Below are 18,505 nucleotides of genomic sequence, written 5' to 3' on the forward strand. Positions count from 1 at the left end.
AATTTATTGGGATGAAAATGAGGGGAAAGATTTTTTTTATTATAATCATTTTTATTTTTAGTAATAGTGATGCTCAAGTAAAAGAAATATTTGAACCACCAGTAAAATTATCTGCAAAAGAAGATCATGCAAGAATAATGAAACTACTTGGTATGGAATCAATTCGGCGCGGTCCGTCTGGAAATCCAGAAGATTCAAATTATGCAAATGTTGATGAATCTAAAGCTTCGCCGTACACTAGTTTACCGGATCCACTTATTTTCAACAACGGTGAGAAAGTAACTTCTTCAGAAATGTGGTTGAAAAAAAGACGAAGTGAAATTGTTGAAGAATTTGAAAGAGAAATTTACGGCCGACTGCCTTCAAACATTCCAAAAGTAAATTGGGAAGTAACTAAAGTAGAAAATAGTTTCATAGAAAATATTCCAGTTATTAAAAAGCACTTACTTGGTAAAGTTGATAATTCAATTTATCCTCTTTTAAATGTTGAAATAAAAGCAACACTTGTTGTTCCACAGAAAATTAAAGAGCCAGTTCCGATTATGATACATCTTGCATTTGATTTAAGTTTGTTTCCAAATTTTGATTTATCCAAACTCCCTCCCGATTTTTATAAATGGCAATCACAATTACTTAATAATGGATGGGGGTTTGTTGAATTAATTCCTACAAGTTTTCAAGAAGATAATGGCGGAGGTTTAACAAATGGGATTATCGGTTTGTGCAATTTAGGGAAACCCAGAAAATTAGATGATTGGGGAACTTTGCAGGCATGGGCTTGGGGCGCTAGTAAAGTATTGGATTATTTAGAAACAGATAAAATTGTTGATGCGAGAAAAGTTGGAATAGAAGGTCTATCAAGATATGGTAAAGCAGCATTGGTTACAATTGCATTTGATACACGTTTTGCAATAGGATTTATTGGTTCTTCTGGTGCTGCCGGAGCAAAATTACATCGTAGAATATTTGGCGAACAAATTGAAAATATTGCTTCTGAATATGAATATCATTGGATGTGTGGCAATTATATTAAATATGCCGGACAACTAACTGCTAATGATCTGCCAGTTGATTCTCATGAATTAATTGCGTTATGTGCACCTCGACCAATATTTATAGGTGTTGGTTCCCCGGAAGTTGAAGGAAATTGGATTGATGCAAAAGGAATGTTTCTTGCCGCAGTTCATGCTGCACCTGTATATAAACTTCTTGGGAAAAAAGATTTAGGAGTTTCTGAGTATCCGGCAATGGGTACAAAATTAATTAGTGGAGATATTGGTTTTCACCAACATTTTGGTGGACATACAAATGCTCCCAACTGGGAAACATTTTTAGAATTTGCTAAAAAATATATTGAGTAAAATTTATTACTTAAAATTGAAATCAAAAAGTTAATTTTTTAAATCACTTTAGGAATTTATCATGAAAAATATTTTATTTATTACAATCTTATTTGGAGTAATTTATTGTTCGCAACCTCAGGTTACTAAACATTTCACTAATCCAATACTTTCGGGATTTTACCCCGATCCAAGTATTGAACGAGTTGGTGACGATTATTATTTGATAACATCAACCTTTTCCTATTTCCCTGGAATTCCAATTTTTCATAGTAAGGATTTAGTTAATTGGGAATTGATTGGGCACGCACTTGAAAATCCTAATACATTTAATACAAACGGTTTGGGTTTATCTAGAGGAATTTTTGCGCCAGCAATTAATTACCATAAGGGAATATTTTATATAACTTGCACTATTGTTGATGGCGGTGGCAATTTTGTTGTTACTTCTAAAAATTCTCAGGGACCTTACTCCGATCCAATATATCTTCCCGAAATAAATGGTATTGATCCTTCTCTTCATTTTGAAGATGACGGTAAAGCATATATTCTTTACAATAGTGATGCACCAGAAAATAAACCATTGTATAGTGGTCACAGAACAATTAGAATGTACGAATTTGATATTGAAAATTTAAAAGTTGTTGGCGAAGAAAAAATATTAATAAATGGCGGCACTGATCTTAGTAAAAAACCTGAATGGATTGAAGGTCCGCACATTTATAAAAAATATGGATATTACTATTTAATGGCTGCAGAAGGCGGAACCGCAGATAATCATTCTGAAGTAATTTTTAGAAGTAAAAATATTTGGGGTCCGTATGAATCATTCAAGGGCAATCCAATATTAACTCAAAGAACTCTTGATCCAAAAAGAAAAAATCCGGTAACATCAACCGGACATGCAGATATGTTCGAAACACAAAATGGAGAGTGGTGGGCAATATTTTTAGGAATTCGTCCTTATGAACCTTTCGAAAAAAATTATTACAATCTTGCACGAGAAACATTTTTAACTCCAGTTAAATGGATTGAAGACCCAAATTCCAATGGAGATATGTGGCCAATTATAAATCCGGATTTTACAGAAGTTCAATTTTCATATCCGTATCCAAATATTGATGTTGATAAAAAAAATAATAGTATTGAATACAGTGGAAATTTTTCGAGAACTTATACTTTTGATGAAAATGAATTACACAAAAATTTTATTTTTCTCAGAACACCTTTAACAAAATGGTTTAGTTTGGATGAAAAGAAAAGTTATGTTGCTTTAGAATTGAGAGAAGAAACTTGCAACGGTTTAGGTAATCCAAGTTTCTTAGGACATCGCCAACATAATAACGCATGTGTGGCAAGCACAAAATTGCAATTTACCCCAAATTCAGAAAATGAAAAAGCCGGACTTGTAATTTTCACCAATGAAAACAAACATTATTTTATCTGTAAATCTTTAAAAGAAAATAAGGAAGTAATTCAATTATTTAAAAGTGTGAAAACGGACGATCATAATAATGGAATTATGTTGATTGAAAGTAGGGAAATTTTAGATGGAAATAAATCTAAGGATGTGATTTTCAGAATTGATATAAATGGTGGAGATTTTTCATTCTCATATTCTTTTGATAATGAAAATTGGAATTTGCTGAAAGATAAGGTTGATGGAACATATATCCGTGCACATATTCCGGAAGATTTTGTTGGTTCGGTATTTGGTTTGTATGCAACATCATTAGGGAAAGAAAGTAATAGCAAAGCATATTTTGATAATTTTTATTATGAAGGAAAAGACAAGATTTATATTAAATGAAAAATTAAAATAAATATAATAAGATTATTTTCAAATAATGTTTTATGTATGTGAAAATAATTTAATTTAGAAATTTTATTTTTTCGATTTCTTGTTAAGCCTGGAACATTATTGCTTAGGAGATTTTAATTGATTTATAATTCAAATGAAACAAAAATGAAAAAAAATGTGATAGATTTTGATTCTTTTCATTTTCTCAAAATGCTAACCATCAAATTGGTTGTTAGATAAAAGTTGGTTATTTAAGAAATGTTTCTTTATATGAATATTGATTAAAATCGAATTGATTAAATTCAGCTGAAACTTTACATTTTTGATTTGTTTTAGTGGGCCCGGAGGGACTTGAACCCCCGACCCTCTGATTATGAGTCAGATGCTCTAACCAACTGAGCTACAGGCCCTAAAATTTGCGTATGCAAAATAACACAATCATTTTTTGAAATCAATAAAATTCTATATCTATCATTAATTATCAATTCATATTTTTTTTAATGCCGATATATTTTTATTTTAGTAAATCGTATCTATTAAAAGGATGATTTATGGAAAATAATTTATCTTCATTTAAACCTTATATTTCTGCAAAGGATTTTATTCCAGAGTTTACACCAAAAGCTATTATTCTTGGGGCAATTTTCGGAATTATTTTTGGAGCTGCTACCGTTTATTTGGGATTAAAAGTCGGACTAACAGTTAGTGCGTCAATTCCAATTGCCGTATTGTCTATATCGGTTTTTAAACATATTGGAAAATCAACAATCTTAGAAAATAATATAGTTCAAACTATTGGCTCTGCTGGAGAATCTGTAGCAGCTGGAGTTGTATTTACCATTCCAGCTTTGCTTTTTTTGCCGGGTGGTCAAGATTACTTTCAATATTTTCAAATTTTTGTTTTAGCACTTGCAGGTGGAATTTTAGGTGTGCTATTCATGATTCCATTAAGGAGGTCATTAATTGTTAAAGAGCATGGAAATCTTCCATTTCCGGAGGGAACAGCATGTGCTGATGTTTTAGTAGCCGGTGAAAAAGGAGGAAAGCTTGCTCAAAAAGTTTTTTATGGTTTAGGAATTGCATTTGTTTATAAATTTTTAATGTCAATTTTGGGATTGTGGAAAGATGTACCAACTTATATTTTTAATAGAAAATCTTCACTTCCAAATGGAACGATAAATGCCAAAATTACCCTGAACTTTTAGGAGTTGGTTACATTATTGGACCAAAAATTTCCGGAATAATGGTAGCTGGAGGAATTTTATCTTGGCTAGTTTTGATTCCTCTTATAACATTATTGGGTGATAATTTAACTCAAGTTTTCCCCTATGCAACAAAACTTATTTCCGAAATGAGTCCAAGAGATATTTGGAATAATTACATTAGATATATTGGTGCTGGAGCTGTAACTTTTGGAGGCATTGTAACTCTTATAAGATCTTTTCCAACAATTATAAATGCATTTAGAGATTCATTCAAAGACTTAAGAGAATCAAAATCAAATAATTCTGCGGAGAAAAGTAGAACCGAAAAAGATATTCCACTTTTTTATGTATTAATTGGGAGCGTAATCTTGGTTATTTTTATGGCAATCATTCCAAGCATTCCAACTAATCTTTTATCATCAATTATGATTGTTGTATTTGGTTTCTTCTTTGTTACAGTTTCATAAAGAATCGTCAGTTTAATTGGCTCGTCATCAAATCCAATTTCTGGTATGACAATTGCGACTTTAATGGCAACAGCGTTAATTTTTGTTGGAGTTGGTTGGACTGGAGATTATTATCAGCCGATAGTTCTTATTGTTGGTTCAATAGTTTGTATTGCATCAGCAAATGCCGGAGCAACATCACAAGATTTAAAAACTGGATTTTTAGTGGGAGCAACTCCGGTTAAACAGCAATTGGGATTAATTATTGGAGTTGTAGCTTCTTCATTTGTTATTGGTGCAACTGTTTTATTGTTAAATAACGCATTAGGAATTGGTGTAATAACGCCAGAACATCCAACTCCTTTACCAGCTCCTCAAGCTACATTGATGGCAACAGTTATTAAGGGATTACTAAGTCAAAACCTTCCTTGGGGATTAGTAATAGTTGGAATGGGAATTTCCGCAGTTATGGAGTTGAGTGGGGTAAGGTCTTTGCCTTTTGCAGTCGGTGCATATCTTCCATTATCAACAACCTCGCCAATTTTTGTTGGTGGTTTAATAAAATTAATTGCAGATAAAGTAAGAAAAAATGATAAAGAAGATTCCGAAATTGGTCCCGGAGCATTGTTTAGTTCGGGTTTAATTGCTGGCGGAGCATTGACCGGAATTTTAATTGCAGTTATGATTGGAACAAATTATAACGATAAACCAATTGCAGATTATTTTAATACAAAAATTTCAGAAGGATTAGGTGGCGTTGGGGATTTAATATCTCTGATTATATTTGTTACGCTTGCGATCATGTTATTTAAATTCGCTACATCAAAAGATAAAAACTAATAATTGGAACATTTATGGAATTAATTTCTGATCAACGACAAATTACCAAACCGGAACCATCACCTTTTTTTAGATGGTTAGTTTTAGTTTTAATTAGTTTAGCAATGTTTGGAAATTATTATGTGTATGATAGCATTGCTCCGATTGCAGATATGTTAAAACAAGATTTAGGTTTTAACGATGAAAATATAGGTCAGATGTATTCAATTTATAGTATTGCTGCAATTTTCATTTTAATTATTGGCGGAATTTTATTGATAAATATGGTACAAAAATTTCTGTTTTGTTATTTGGAATTATTTGTACAATCGCTGCTGTAATTCCAACTTTAACTTCTGATCTAACAATTATGCTTTTTGGAAGACTACTTTTGGGAATTGGTGCAGAACCCTTAATTGTAGCAATTACAACTGCTTTGGCTAAGTGGTTTAAAGGAAAAGAACTTAGTTTTGCATTTGGAATAAATTTAACAATTGCACGTTTAGGTTCAGTTGCAGCAGATAATTCACCATCTTGGGCAAGTTCATATTATCTTAATTGGCATGATCCACTTGTTATTTCTGCTATAATTTCTTTATCATGTGCAATTGGAGGAATTGCATACTGGATTTTAGAATCTGCAGCTGAAAAAAAATATTCAATAGGTCAAGCTGGATCTACTGATAAATTTGTGATTTCTGACTTATTCAAATTCAGTAAATCCTTTTGGTATATTGTTGCACTTTGCATAACATTTTATTCAGCAATTTTTCCATTTAGAAGTTTTGCAATAAAATTCTTTATGGAGTTTCATGGTGAAAGTAGGGAATTTGCTGGATTCTTAAATAGCTTGCTCCCGATTTCCGCAATGATTGCAACACCATTATTTGGATTATTTGTTGATAAAGTAGGAAAACGTGCTTTATTTATGATGGTTGGTTCAATTTTATTACTTCCGGTTTATCTAATGTTTGTTTATTCAGATATTTCACTCTACATTCCAATTGCAATGATGGGAATTGCATTTTCATTAATTCCGGCAATTATGTGGCCATCCGTTGCATATATTGTTGATCAAAATAGATTGGGAACTGCTTATTCATTAATGACCTTAATTCAACAAATTGGCTTAGCTGGATTTAATTGGTTAATTGGTGCTGCAAATGATTACGGTAAGGCAAGTGCGCAAAACCCGCAAGGTTATGAATATGGAATGTGGATATTTTCTGTTTTGGGATTTTTTGGGTTACTTTTTGCATATTTATTGAGAAAATCTGAAACTGGAGCAAACGGGCATGGTTTAGAAAAAGGAGCTCAAATTTAGAAAATGTCTGAAATTACTGAACTTTATCCAATTCAAGATTGTGAATTTGAAATTGTAGAAAATTTGGTTTGTGTTAAATTGCTTATCAAAAATCCAAGTTTTATCGAAAAAATCTTTTTCAGAAATCAATTGGGAAAACCTTATAAAATTGATTTGGATGAAATTGGAAGTTTTATTTGGCAAAATTGTAATGGTAAAAACAAAGTTAAAGATATAATTACTTTAGCAGAAAATGAGTTTAAGGAAAAAGTTGCTCCCGCAAATGAAAGAGTAATTCTATTTATCAATCAAATGAATAAAAACAAATTGATAAAACTTTATAAAAAAATTGTAAAATGATGTAAAGAGAAAAAATGAAACAATCAGCTTTAGATTTAGCTTCAATAATTGCAATTAAAGATTGCATGGGAACTAAAAAAAATGAAAAAGTTTTGGTTATAACTGATGAAAATAAAAGAGAAATAGGACACTCTCTATATGAAAATGCAATTAAACTTGGTCACGAAGCTTTCATAATTGAAATGAAATCACTTGAATATAATGGTGAAGAACCACCCAAATTTATTGCTGAAGCTATGAAAATGGCGGATGTAATTTTATGTCCAACAACAAAATCTCTAACTCACACAAATGCAAGACGAAATGCTTCAGCTTTGGGAAAAAGAATTGCAACTTTCCCGGGAATTACTAAAGAAGTTATGATACGAGGATTAAATGCTGATTATAATAAAATATCTACATTAACTATAAAATTGGCAAAATTGATTGATAAAACGGAAATTATAAAAGTTACAGCTCCTAATGGAACTGATATTACTTTGAATGTAAAAGGAAGAAAAGGATTCGCAAGTAAAGGACTATTTCATAAAAAGGGAGAAAGTGGAAATTTACCAACTGGCGAAGCATTTGCTGCTCCCATAGAAGGAAATTCAGAAGGAATTTTTGTTGCTGATGGATCATTTGCGGGAATTGGGGTTTTAAAATCTCCAATTAAAATTAAAGTTGAAAAGGGACTAGCAACAGAAATTTTCGGCGGTGATGAAGCGAAAAGATTGATCGAAATTATTTCAAAATTTGGTAAAAAGGGAAGAAATATTGCAGAAATTGGAATTGGAACAAACGATAAAGTAAAATTAAGCGGAATGCTTTTGGAAGATGAAAAAGTTTTAGGAACGGTTCACATTGCGTTGGGAGATAATAAATCCATGGGGGAAATGTAAATGTCCCAATTCATTTTGGATAGTGTAATTAAAAAACCAACTGTTTTTTGATGGAAAATTGATTATGCAAAATGGAAAATTATTAATATGATAATACTTTAGTTATAATCATATAACTGATTATTTTATAATATGTTAACCAATCGACTTAAACTAGAAAATATAGTAAAAGATGGATTTCACTTTGGGATTCACCTATTAATTTAGATTCATTTGATGAATTACATTCTGAGAATTTTATTGATTTATCTTCATCTGGGAGACCTTCAGATAAAAATGGATTTAAATTAGGAATTGTAAAATTTCTGGAAGCTTTTCCGGATATAAAAACTTCTGCCGATCAAATTTTGATTGACGAAGGTAATTCGCAAATTGCTGTAAGATGGAGTTCTATTGGAGTAAATAAATTAAACTATTTGGGTGTTGGTCCAACAAATAGACTTACTAAAATTACTGGAATAGAAATAATAGAAGTAGAAAATTTTAAAATTGTAAAAAGATGGGGAGAATGGGATATTTCTGATCATTTGAAAAATAAATTATAAGATAAAATATATTATTTTATTGACCACAATAATCAACAATTCAATTGTCCACAAAAATAATCACAATTCAAATACAAATCTTTGAAATTGGTGCTAAAAATTAGTAAATTTGCCGTCTTGAAAAAATGAGGTAATAGTGAAAATTCTTAACGAACTTAATCAACAACAAAGAGAAGCTGTAGAATTTAATAATGCTCCCAATATGATTGTTGCCGGAGCTGGTTCGGGCAAAACAAGAGTATTAACTTATAAAATTGCATATTTGTTAGAAAACGGTTACGAATCATCATCAATTCTTGCGCTTACTTTTACTAACAAAGCAGCAAAAGAAATGAAAGAAAGAATTGTTCACCTTATTGGTTTAAAAGCTAATGAAATTTGGATGGGAACTTTTCATTCAATATTTGCAAAAATTTTACGTACCGAAGCTTCAAAAATTGGTTACGAACCTAACTTTTCAATCTATGATCGGGAAGATTCAGTTTCACTAGTTAGTAATTGCCTTCAAGCATTAAATATTTCGTTGGATAGTTTAAGTGCTTCTTCAGTTCAACACAAAATTAGTTTTTTGAAAAATCAGATGATTTCTGCAGAAGAATATTCAAAACAAATTGCTTCAAATTTGATTGAGAAAAAAATTGGTGAAGTTTATACGGAATACAATAAAAGATTAAAACAAAATAATTCAATGGATTTTGATGATTTGCTTCTTAAACCGATTGAATTATTCAATGTAAATCAAATAATTTTAGCAAAATACAGAAGTCAATTTAAGTATATACTTGTAGATGAATATCAAGATACTAATAAAGCCCAGTATGAACTGCTTAAACTTTTAACAACCGGAAAAATTAAAATTTGTGTGGTTGGTGATGATGCACAAAGTATTTACGGTTGGCGCGGAGCAGATATCAACAACATGCTTAATTTTGAAAAAGATTTTCCAAAAGCAAAGACTTTTAGACTTGAACAAAATTATAGGTCAACCGGAAAAATTTTGCGTGCTGCAGATTCTATTATAAAAAATAATTTGAATCAGATTAAAAAAACTTTGTGGACAAAAAATAATGACGGTGAAGATTTAACAATAATTAGAAGTACTGACGAAAAAGACGAAGCATTTTTAATTGCTAAACAAATTAAAAAGGAAGTTACTGCAAGAAAAATCTCTCTAAATGATATTGCAATTTTATATAGAATAAATTCTCAATCCAGAGCTTTAGAAGAAGCTTTGCGACGTGAAAAAGTGCCGTATAAAATTATCGGTGGAGTAGAATTTTATAGAAGAAAAGAAGTTAAAGATTTAGTTGGATATTTAAGAATTCTTGCAAATCAAGAAGATGAAGAAAGTTTATTGAGAATAATGAATTTTCCACAGAGAGGAATAGGAAATACTTCGATCAGTAAAATGATTGACTTTGCAAGAAAACTTAATATTTCTCTATTTACAACAATGTCTCGAGTATTTGAAGTAATTGAAGTTAAAGAAAGAATTCAAAAAAATGTTAAACAATTCAAATTGCTTTTGGATAAATATATAAAGCTAAAAAATCAACTTTCACTTTTAGAATTAACTTCTGCATTGGTTGATGAACTTGGGATTTTAAAAGTTTACAAAGAAGAAAATACTCAAGAATCTTTGCAAAGATATGATAATATTCAAGAATTGTTAAGCGGAATTGCAGAATTTTCTAAATCACATCCGGAAGCAACAATTGATGATTTTCTTGCCGAAGTTTCATTAATTACGGGACTTGATCAATATGCAGATGAACATAATTCAATTACATTAATGACGATTCATAGTTCCAAAGGTCTTGAATTTCCGGTTGTCTTTATAACCGGTTGCGAAGAAGATATTTTTCCGTTAAATCCAAAATTTGATAATGATTCTAAGATAGAAGAAGAAAGACGACTTTTTTATGTAGCATTAACGAGAGCGCAAACAAAGGTTTTTATTTCATATGCAAGATCAAGATATAGATTTGGTGAAGTAGCTTATCAAAGTAAATCAAGATTTTTAGATGAACTTGATCCGGATACATTAGATGAAGATAATAAAGGTACAACAAGAAAAGGTGGACGAAGAAGAAAAGCATTTTATGATGAAATGTATCAAGAAGATTTTGATGATTACAACCAAGAAAGAAGATCTTTTAGAGTTGGAAGTAGAATATCTCATGAATTATTTGGAAATGGTAAAGTATTAAAAATTTCCGGTGCGGGAGATATGACGAAAGTTACAATCGCTTTTGAAGAAAAGGGAACGAAAACACTTTTACTCAAATTTGCAAATATTCATTTGGCATCTTAAAAAATTTTAAAAATTAAAAGCCCAACGTCTAAAAAAATGATTGGGCTTTTTTGTTTGAAATCATACAAAAAATACTATTAGTCACTTGCCATAATAAATAATGGTTTTGATTCAAAACTCTTGTAATGTGGTCTTAATCTATCAACATTATAATATTTATCCACATCTACAACTTTTTTAAAACTTGTAACAATTTCAATTGGAGCATTATCATATCTTCCGTTCTTTAATGTAACTAATCTACCGGAAGTTCCTTCAAGCACTAAATCTAAAGCTAAATTTCCATAAGCCATTGGAACAATTGAATCTATTGCATCTGGATCACCGCTTCTTACCATATAACCAAGTCTTTGATTAATTACATTAACTCTTTTTCCGTTATTATATTTCGGTGATAAATCTTTCATTTTCTTGGAAACTAAATCTCCAATTCCACCTAATTTTTTGTGTCCAAACATATCGGTTTCATGATCTTCAAAAGTCATTTCAGAGCTTTCACTCAACATTGCGCCTTCTGAAACTAAACAAACAGAATATCTGCTTGGATTTTTAATTCTATCTTGTGACATTAACTCTGTAATTCTTTCAATATCAAATTTGAATTCAGGAATTAGGCAACGATCTGCTGCACCAGCCATTGTTGGTAAAAGTGCTGAAAATCCGGCATAACGACCAAAAACTTCAATAATTAAAAATCTTTCATGTGAACCAGCGCTTGTTCTAAGTGCATGAGTTAATTCAATTGTTCTTGTTACGCATGTACTGAATCCGATACAATAATCTGTTCCGGGAACATCATTATCCATTGTTTTCGGAATTGCAATAACTTTCATTCCTTGATCATGTAAATGTTTTCCGTAACTTAAAGTATCATCACCGCCAATAGGAATTAAATAATCTAAACCCATAAAATCCAAATTTTGGATAACTTCCGGAGTTAAATCATTAATTTCTTCGGTGTACTTATCTTTTAAATGTTCAGGAACATTTGGTTTTGGAACATGGCTTGCTCTAGTTCGTGAGGAATGTAAAAATGTTCCTCCGGTTCTTCCAGCACGATTTACAATATTTTCAGTTAATTCGATAAAATTTTCACTGTTATCATATTGCTTATCACGTACAATATCTATCATTCCACCCCAACCGCGACGAATACCAACAACTCGATATCCTTCTCTTAAGGCGCGGATTGTTACAGCACGGATTGCGGGATTTAATCCCGGAACATCACCTCCGCCAGTAAGAATTCCTATTGTACCTTTAATTTTGTTAATATTACTCATCATTTCTCCGCATGGTAATTTTGGTTAATTTATTTCTTCAATTAGTGAGATTTCTAAGAAGATTTAATTTCGTTTGCAAATATAAAAGATTTCTTCATTTTTTGTGAAATAGAAAATAATCCTTTTACATCTTTTTTATAAAAACTGAATAAATATTCATCAAATGATTACCATTTCTAAATTTTCAAATCCAATAAATAATAAATATCATTATTTTGAATATACAAATTGTCAATTTTTGTAAATTTAATTCACGGTTTTATAAAATTAGCCTAATTGTGATTTTTCAAATATTTGATTTAATTGAGATTTATAATGTTTAAAAAATCAATTTTCTTCCCAATTCCTAAACTTACCTCAAAACAATTATTTTCTGAATTATCTGCTGGAGTAATTGTTGGAATTGTTGCACTTCCTTTAGCAATTGCATTTGGAATTGCTTCTGGTGTAACTCCGGAAAAAGGATTAATTACTGCTATAATTGGCGGATTTATTGTTTCATATTTTGGCGGAAGTAAAGTTCAGATTGGCGGTCCTACCGGAGCATTTATTATTATTGTATACGGAATTGTTCAACAATATGGGGTAAACGGGTTAATTATTGCAACTTTAATGGCTGGAATAATTTTAATTGTAATGGGAGCAGCAAAATTTGGAGCAATGATAAAATTTATACCTTATCCAGTTGTTGTGGGATTTACTTCCGGAATTGCTGTGGTAATTTTCTCAAGTCAAATTAAAGATTTTTTTGGATTACAAATTGACGAAGTTCCCGCAGATTTTTTTGAAAAGTGGACAGTTTACGTTCAAAATTTTCATTCAATAAATTTAGAAACTTTTTTAATTTCGGTACTTTCTTTGTTAATAATAATTTTGTGGCCAAAAGTTTCAAGAAAAATTCCCGGTTCGTTATTAGCAATTTTAATTAGTGTAATTCTTGTAAACGTTTTTCATCTAAATGTTGAAACAATTGAATCCAAATTCGGCGAAATTCCTTCTGTCATTCCACAACCAATTTTCCCGGAATTAAGTTTTCAAATAATTAAAGATATGATTATGCCCGCAACAACAATTGCTATTCTAGCAGCTATTGAAGCTTTGCTTTCTGCAGTTGTTGCTGATGGAATGATCGGAAGTAGACACAATTCCAATAAAGAATTAATTGCTCAAGGCGTTGCAAATATAATTTCTCCAATTTTTGGCGGAATTCCCGTAACAGGAGCAATTGCAAGAACCGCAACAAATATTAAAAATGGCGGAAGAACTCCATTATCGGGAATTATTCATGCAATTACACTTTTACTGATAATGATATTTTTGGGTAAATGGGCAAAATTAATTCCAATGGCAACTTTAGCTGCAATTCTTGTTGTTGTTGCTTATAATATGAGCGAGTACAAGGTTTTTTATCATCTTTTAAGAAGCCCCAAAAGTGATGTTGCAGTTTTATTAACAACATTTTTCCTAACTGTAATTTTGGATTTAACAGTTGCGATTGAAGTCGGAATGGTTTTAGCTGGATTTTTATTTATGCGCAGAATGGCGGAAGTTTCGAATTTAGAAATTATTAAAAGTGATTTTACTGATGATGAAAATCTAAATGATCCAATGGCAATTCAAAATAAAATTGTGCCGGATGGTGTTGAAATTTATGAAATTAACGGACCATTCTTTTTTGGTGCGGCAAATAAATTTCGTGAAGTTATGAATGAAATTGAAAATCCGCCGAAAATCAGAATAATTAGAATGAGAAATGTTCCGGCAGTTGACGCAACCGGATTGAAAATGTTAAAAGAAATTTATCGGGATAGTTCGCATTTAGGAATTAAAATAATCTTATCTGGTGTAAATCCTCAACCCAAAAATGCAATTAAACAGTTTGGATTAAATGAAGTTATCGGTGAAGAAAATATTTTTGATAATATTGATGATGCACTAAAACGTGCAAATGAAATTTTGAATATTAAATGAAAAAAGTCCGGCAAAACCGGACTTTTAATACAAAATGTGTTTATAAATTTAGTTTTCAAATACTGCTAAAATATCGCTTCTTTGAATTATTTTGTAATCTTTACCTTCAAAAGAAATTTCTTCACCGCCGTATTTTCCAAATAATACTTTATCACCAACTTTTAATACTTTCTGTAATTCTTCGTCGGTTCCAACAGCTTCAACTTTTCCCATTGTTGGTTTTTCTTTTGCTGTATCTGGAATAATAATTCCAGAAGCGGTTTTGGTTTCAGCTTCAACTAATGATACAAGAACTCTGTCATCCATTGGTTTAATTTTCATGGTTTCTCCTATATTTATTTAATGTTTAACAAATTGTTAATTTTTGGTTTATCAAAACCCACAATTGGTTTATTATTTATCAAAATTACTGGAACTCCAGTTGTTCCGGCACGTCTTTGCATATCCAAAGCAGCTTTTTGATCCTTTGAAACATCAACTTCCGTAAATTTTATGTTTTTTTCTCTGAAATATCTTTTTGCAGAAACACAAAAACTACAAGTTGGCGTTGTAAACATAATAACTTTTGGTTGTGCAGATGTACTCATTTTTTCTCCGTCAATTATAAAAAATCAATATAATTTGATGAAGAATTCAAAAAAAAGTTTCAAAAAATATAAAATTGCGAGCCAAAATTTAAGCAAAAAAATATAAAAAAATAGTTAATTTTATTTATTCATTAGCTTAAAAATAAATTATGAAAAATAAAGTTGCAAAATTTATAATTCCCGTAATTTCAATTATTTTATTCAACTTTTGTCAAGAAACCAAAATGGAAAAATTAGAAGATATTTTAAGTACTGTTAAAAATGCATATGCTCCCGATAAACGAACTGCAATTTTTGATGTTAATTATGAAGCAAAAGACGGCAGATATGTTTTTACCGGAGAAACAAATAATAATGACGCAAAAAATGAATTAATCTATCAACTAAAAATAAATGAAATTGATTCTGAAGTTGACATAAAAGTTTTACCGGATGTTAATCTTGGCTATAAAAAATTTGGAATTGTAAATGTTTCAGTAGCAAATCTTAGAACAAACCCAAAGCATTCTGCAGAATTAGCAACACAAAGTTTACTTGGAACAATTATAAAAGTTTTAAAGGAAGAAGACGGTTGGTATTTAGTTCAAACGCCGGATAAATATATTTCTTGGGTTGATGAAGATGGAGTAATTTTAGTAAATGAAAGTGAAATTGATATTTGGAAAAAATCTGAAAATGTAATTGTTGTAAAAAATAATTCAACATTATATGAAAATCCTAATTTGGAAAGTGAAATAATTTCAGATTTAGTTTTAGGTAATATTCTAAAATTTATTGAAACAAAAAATGAATTTACGAAAGTTGAATGTCCCGATTTAAGAAGCGGATTTGTCAAATCAATCGATATACAAAAGTTTGAAAATTGGAAAAGAGATACAATTTCCACAAGTGAAAAAATAATTTCATCAGCAAAGAAATTTATTGGAATTCCGTATTTGTGGGGCGGAACTTCATCAAAAGGTTTGGATTGCAGCGGATTTACCAAAACTATTTTTTATATGAATGGTGTAATTTTACCACGTGATGCTTCTCAGCAAGTAAATATCGGAAAATTAATTAGTTCGGAAAATAATTTTAAAGATTTGCTACCTGGTGATTTATTATTTTTTGGAAAAAAACAAAGAGATTCTGAAAAAGAAAAAATTACTCACGTTGCATTATATATTGGAGAAGGAAAATATATTCACGCATCTGGAAGAGTTAGATATAACAACCTTTTTAAAGAATCGTCGGATTTTAATGAATATAGATTTAACACTTTTATACGAGCCAAAAGAATTATTGGAAATTTTGATTCTGGCGAAAATTTAGTAAAGAATAATGAATTTTATAAATAATATTAGAAACCTGAGAAGTTTGGAATTGTTTTAATGAAACTATCTTTTAAACCGTATACTTTAGAACTAAAACATACATTTACGATTTCGTCAAATTCAAGAACAACAACACCAGTTGTTCTAACAGAAATTGAGCATGATGGAATTATTGGTTACGGCGAAGCTTCAATGCCGCCGTATTTGGGTGAATCTCACGAAACTGTTTTGAAATTTTTATCAAAAGTAAATTTACAACAATTTAACGATCCTTTTTTATTTGATGAAATTCTAAATTATGTTGATAGTATTGATGAAAAAAATACTGCCGCTAAAGCATCAATAGATATTGCACTTCATGATTTGGTTGGAAAATTATTAAATAAACCATGGTTTAAAATTTGGGGATTTGATAAATCAAAAACTCCATTTACTACTTTTACAATCGGAATTGATAAAGAAGAAATCTTAAAACAAAAAGTTTTGGAAGCAGAACCATATAAAATTCTTAAAATTAAATTGGGAAGCGAAGACGATAAAAAATTAATTTCTACAATTAGAAAATTTACTAATAAACCTTTAGCAGTTGACGCAAACCAAGGTTGGAAAGAAAAGGAATTTGCAATCGATTTAATTTATTGGCTGAAAGAACAAAATGTGCAAATGATTGAACAACCAATGCCGAAAGAAAAGATTGAAGAAACAGCTTGGCTTACAGAAAAAAGTCCGTTACCAATTTTTGCGGATGAATCAGTTCAAAGACTAAATGATGTAGTTTCTGCAAAAGGAATTTTTTCCGGAATAAATATTAAATTGATGAAATGTACTGGAATGAGAGAAGCTCACAAAATGTTAACCCTTGCAAAATCCTTGAATATGAAAGTTATGATTGGGTGTATGACTGAAACTTCGTGCGCAATTTCTGCGGCAGCTCAACTTTCTCCTCTAGTCGATTGGGCGGATTTAGATGGTAATTTACTTATTAAAAATGATCCATATTTTGGTGTAAAAATTATTGACGGTAAAATTTCTTTGAATGAAAATCCGGGAATTGGGTTGCAATAATTATGTTTTTGAATAATTTTAAACATTTCAAAGTATATATTTTCGTGTTAGAATAAATTTTTCAGCTTTTGCTCAAAATGAAATTTTTTAATTAAATTTTGTGATTCGTAACACATAAAATCTTCAATTATTACCATTTCTTAGTGTTCATAAAATTATTAATATAGATAAGCTGAATCCAGAAAAATACTTATGCAGAAGTTTTCCAAAATATTAACGGGTTTTTCATTTTTAGATCAAAAATGGGGAGGAATTTATCCCGGTGGTAATTATTTAATTATTGGTTCTAAAAATGCAGGTAAAACTTTGCTTTCGTTAAAAATGATAGAAAATTTTATTTCTTCAAATCTAACCACTGCATTAATTACCAATCAACGTATTAAAAATCTGGAAATTCAAGCTTCATCGCTTTATTTCAATATTGAAGATCCAATAAAAACCGGAAAATTATTATTCACCAAAAATGATGAAATATTTCAATCGTTAGAAAATTTTAGAAATTTTATAAACGAGAAAAATCCTTCGGTAATTTTTATTGATCAATTATTGCAGAATTTATTTTTTGATTCAGCAGAAAAATATCTTCAAATTTTAGAAATTCTTGAAGAAAAAAATATTACAATTTTTTCAATTACCAATTTACCTCAAAATGAAAATTCCAAAAATTTATTAAAAGAAATTCTTCAATATACAACAGGAATTATTCAGCTTCAAAGAAGTTCAGAAAAGAGAATTTATTCGGGACAAATTACAATTAAACCCAATATTGGTCATATTGAAGGCGAGTTTGAAACAAATTACAAAGTTGTTCCAATAAAAGGTTTTGTAACTCTTGCGGATAATGAAAATGATATTTTAAAATTACTTTCCAAAGTAAATTCAGAGTATGATATTTTAGAGCAAAATCAAAAATTTGATTATACAATAATTTATGATTTGGAAGAATTTAAATTATTGACCGAAAGCAGAAAATCTTACGCACAAAAAACAAACACGCAGGTAAATATTATTACATACAAAATTAAAAATGAAATTGTTGATGCAATTGAATTGTGCAGAATTATTCAAAAAGGTTTAAACACCGGAGATAAAATCAGTTACAAAAAAAATACGGTTTATATTCTTCCGCAGAATAATGAATCCGAAGTTGTTGAAAAACTAATTAAAAATCTTGATAAAAATATTTCCGATTCATTTAAACATATTCCCGGAATTGAATTTTTAATTACGAAACGAAAGGAATTTTTAACTTCAACATTTATATTAAATTAA

12 protein-coding genes, 1 tRNA gene and 3 pseudogenes are annotated in these 18,505 nt (G+C 30.0%); 12 read left to right on the forward strand and 4 right to left on the reverse strand.

Translation table 11 applies throughout. From position 1 onward, the window contains the following. The first annotated feature begins 17 nt into the window (after positions 1–17). Positions 18–1,361, forward strand: coding sequence for an acetylxylan esterase (locus tag IPM32_12885; protein ID MBK8946149.1), 1,344 nt, complete (start codon positions 18–20; stop codon positions 1,359–1,361). Between the two features lie 61 nt (positions 1,362–1,422). Further along, complete coding sequence (locus IPM32_12890; GenBank protein ID MBK8946150.1) at positions 1,423–3,150, forward strand: glycoside hydrolase family 43 protein; 1,728 nt, start codon at positions 1,423–1,425, stop codon at positions 3,148–3,150. Between the two features lie 327 nt (positions 3,151–3,477). On the opposite strand, the gene IPM32_12895 is transcribed toward IPM32_12890, so the two are convergent. Next, positions 3,478–3,551: transfer RNA gene (locus IPM32_12895), tRNA-Ile, on the reverse strand. A gap of 141 nt (positions 3,552–3,692) precedes the next feature. On the opposite strand from IPM32_12895, the pseudogene IPM32_12900 reads away from it, so the two are divergent. From IPM32_12900 to IPM32_12925, 6 genes and pseudogenes are all read left to right on the forward strand, one after another. Further along, a pseudogene (locus tag IPM32_12900) lies at positions 3,693–5,632 on the forward strand (oligopeptide transporter, OPT family). A 14-nt stretch (positions 5,633–5,646) separates the two neighbouring features. After that, positions 5,647–6,935 (forward strand): annotated as a pseudogene (locus IPM32_12905) (MFS transporter). Between the two features lie 3 nt (positions 6,936–6,938). Further along, positions 6,939–7,274, forward strand: coding sequence for a PqqD family protein (locus IPM32_12910; protein MBK8946151.1), 336 nt, complete (start codon positions 6,939–6,941; stop codon positions 7,272–7,274). 14 nt (positions 7,275–7,288) lie between these two features. Next, positions 7,289–8,246 (forward strand): annotated as a pseudogene (locus IPM32_12915) (aminopeptidase). A gap of 85 nt (positions 8,247–8,331) precedes the next feature. After that, positions 8,332–8,700 (forward strand): ester cyclase, encoded by a 369-nt coding sequence (locus IPM32_12920; GenBank protein ID MBK8946152.1) that lies wholly within the window; start codon positions 8,332–8,334, stop codon positions 8,698–8,700. A 136-nt stretch (positions 8,701–8,836) separates the two neighbouring features. Then, positions 8,837–11,014 (forward strand): UvrD-helicase domain-containing protein, encoded by a 2,178-nt coding sequence (locus tag IPM32_12925; GenBank protein ID MBK8946153.1) that lies wholly within the window; start codon positions 8,837–8,839, stop codon positions 11,012–11,014. 77 nt (positions 11,015–11,091) lie between these two features. Here IPM32_12925 and IPM32_12930 read toward each other — a convergent pair whose 3' ends face one another. Then, entirely contained in the window at positions 11,092–12,297 is a 1,206-nt protein-coding gene (locus IPM32_12930; protein ID MBK8946154.1) for an ATP-dependent 6-phosphofructokinase, read from the reverse strand. 315 nt (positions 12,298–12,612) lie between these two features. Here IPM32_12930 and sulP point away from each other — a divergent pair, with 315 nt between their 5' ends. Then, positions 12,613–14,268 carry a sulfate permease gene (gene sulP, locus IPM32_12935; GenBank protein MBK8946155.1) on the forward strand — a complete coding sequence of 552 codons (1,656 nt, stop codon included), beginning with the start codon at positions 12,613–12,615 and terminating at the stop codon, positions 14,266–14,268. Positions 14,269–14,316: 48 nt separating this feature from the next. Here sulP and IPM32_12940 read toward each other — a convergent pair whose 3' ends face one another. Beyond that, positions 14,317–14,589, reverse strand: a complete 273-nt coding sequence (locus tag IPM32_12940) for a co-chaperone GroES (GenBank protein ID MBK8946156.1) — start codon at positions 14,587–14,589, stop codon at positions 14,317–14,319. A 14-nt stretch (positions 14,590–14,603) separates the two neighbouring features. After that, positions 14,604–14,855 (reverse strand): NrdH-redoxin, encoded by a 252-nt coding sequence (locus tag IPM32_12945; GenBank protein MBK8946157.1) that lies wholly within the window; start codon positions 14,853–14,855, stop codon positions 14,604–14,606. Positions 14,856–15,004: 149 nt separating this feature from the next. On the opposite strand from IPM32_12945, the gene IPM32_12950 reads away from it, so the two are divergent. From IPM32_12950 to IPM32_12960, 3 genes are all read left to right on the forward strand, one after another. After that, complete coding sequence (locus IPM32_12950; GenBank protein ID MBK8946158.1) at positions 15,005–16,192, forward strand: C40 family peptidase; 1,188 nt, start codon at positions 15,005–15,007, stop codon at positions 16,190–16,192. Between the two features lie 33 nt (positions 16,193–16,225). Next, positions 16,226–17,233, forward strand: coding sequence for a dipeptide epimerase (locus IPM32_12955; GenBank protein MBK8946159.1), 1,008 nt, complete (start codon positions 16,226–16,228; stop codon positions 17,231–17,233). Positions 17,234–17,425: 192 nt separating this feature from the next. Continuing rightward, the gene (locus tag IPM32_12960; protein ID MBK8946160.1) at positions 17,426–18,505 is read left to right on the forward strand and encodes a hypothetical protein; all 1,080 of its coding nucleotides are present in this window, start codon (positions 17,426–17,428) and stop codon (positions 18,503–18,505) included.

It is taken from the genome of Ignavibacteriota bacterium, assembly GCA_016716225.1.
GTDB lineage: Bacteria > Bacteroidota > Ignavibacteria > Ignavibacteriales > Melioribacteraceae.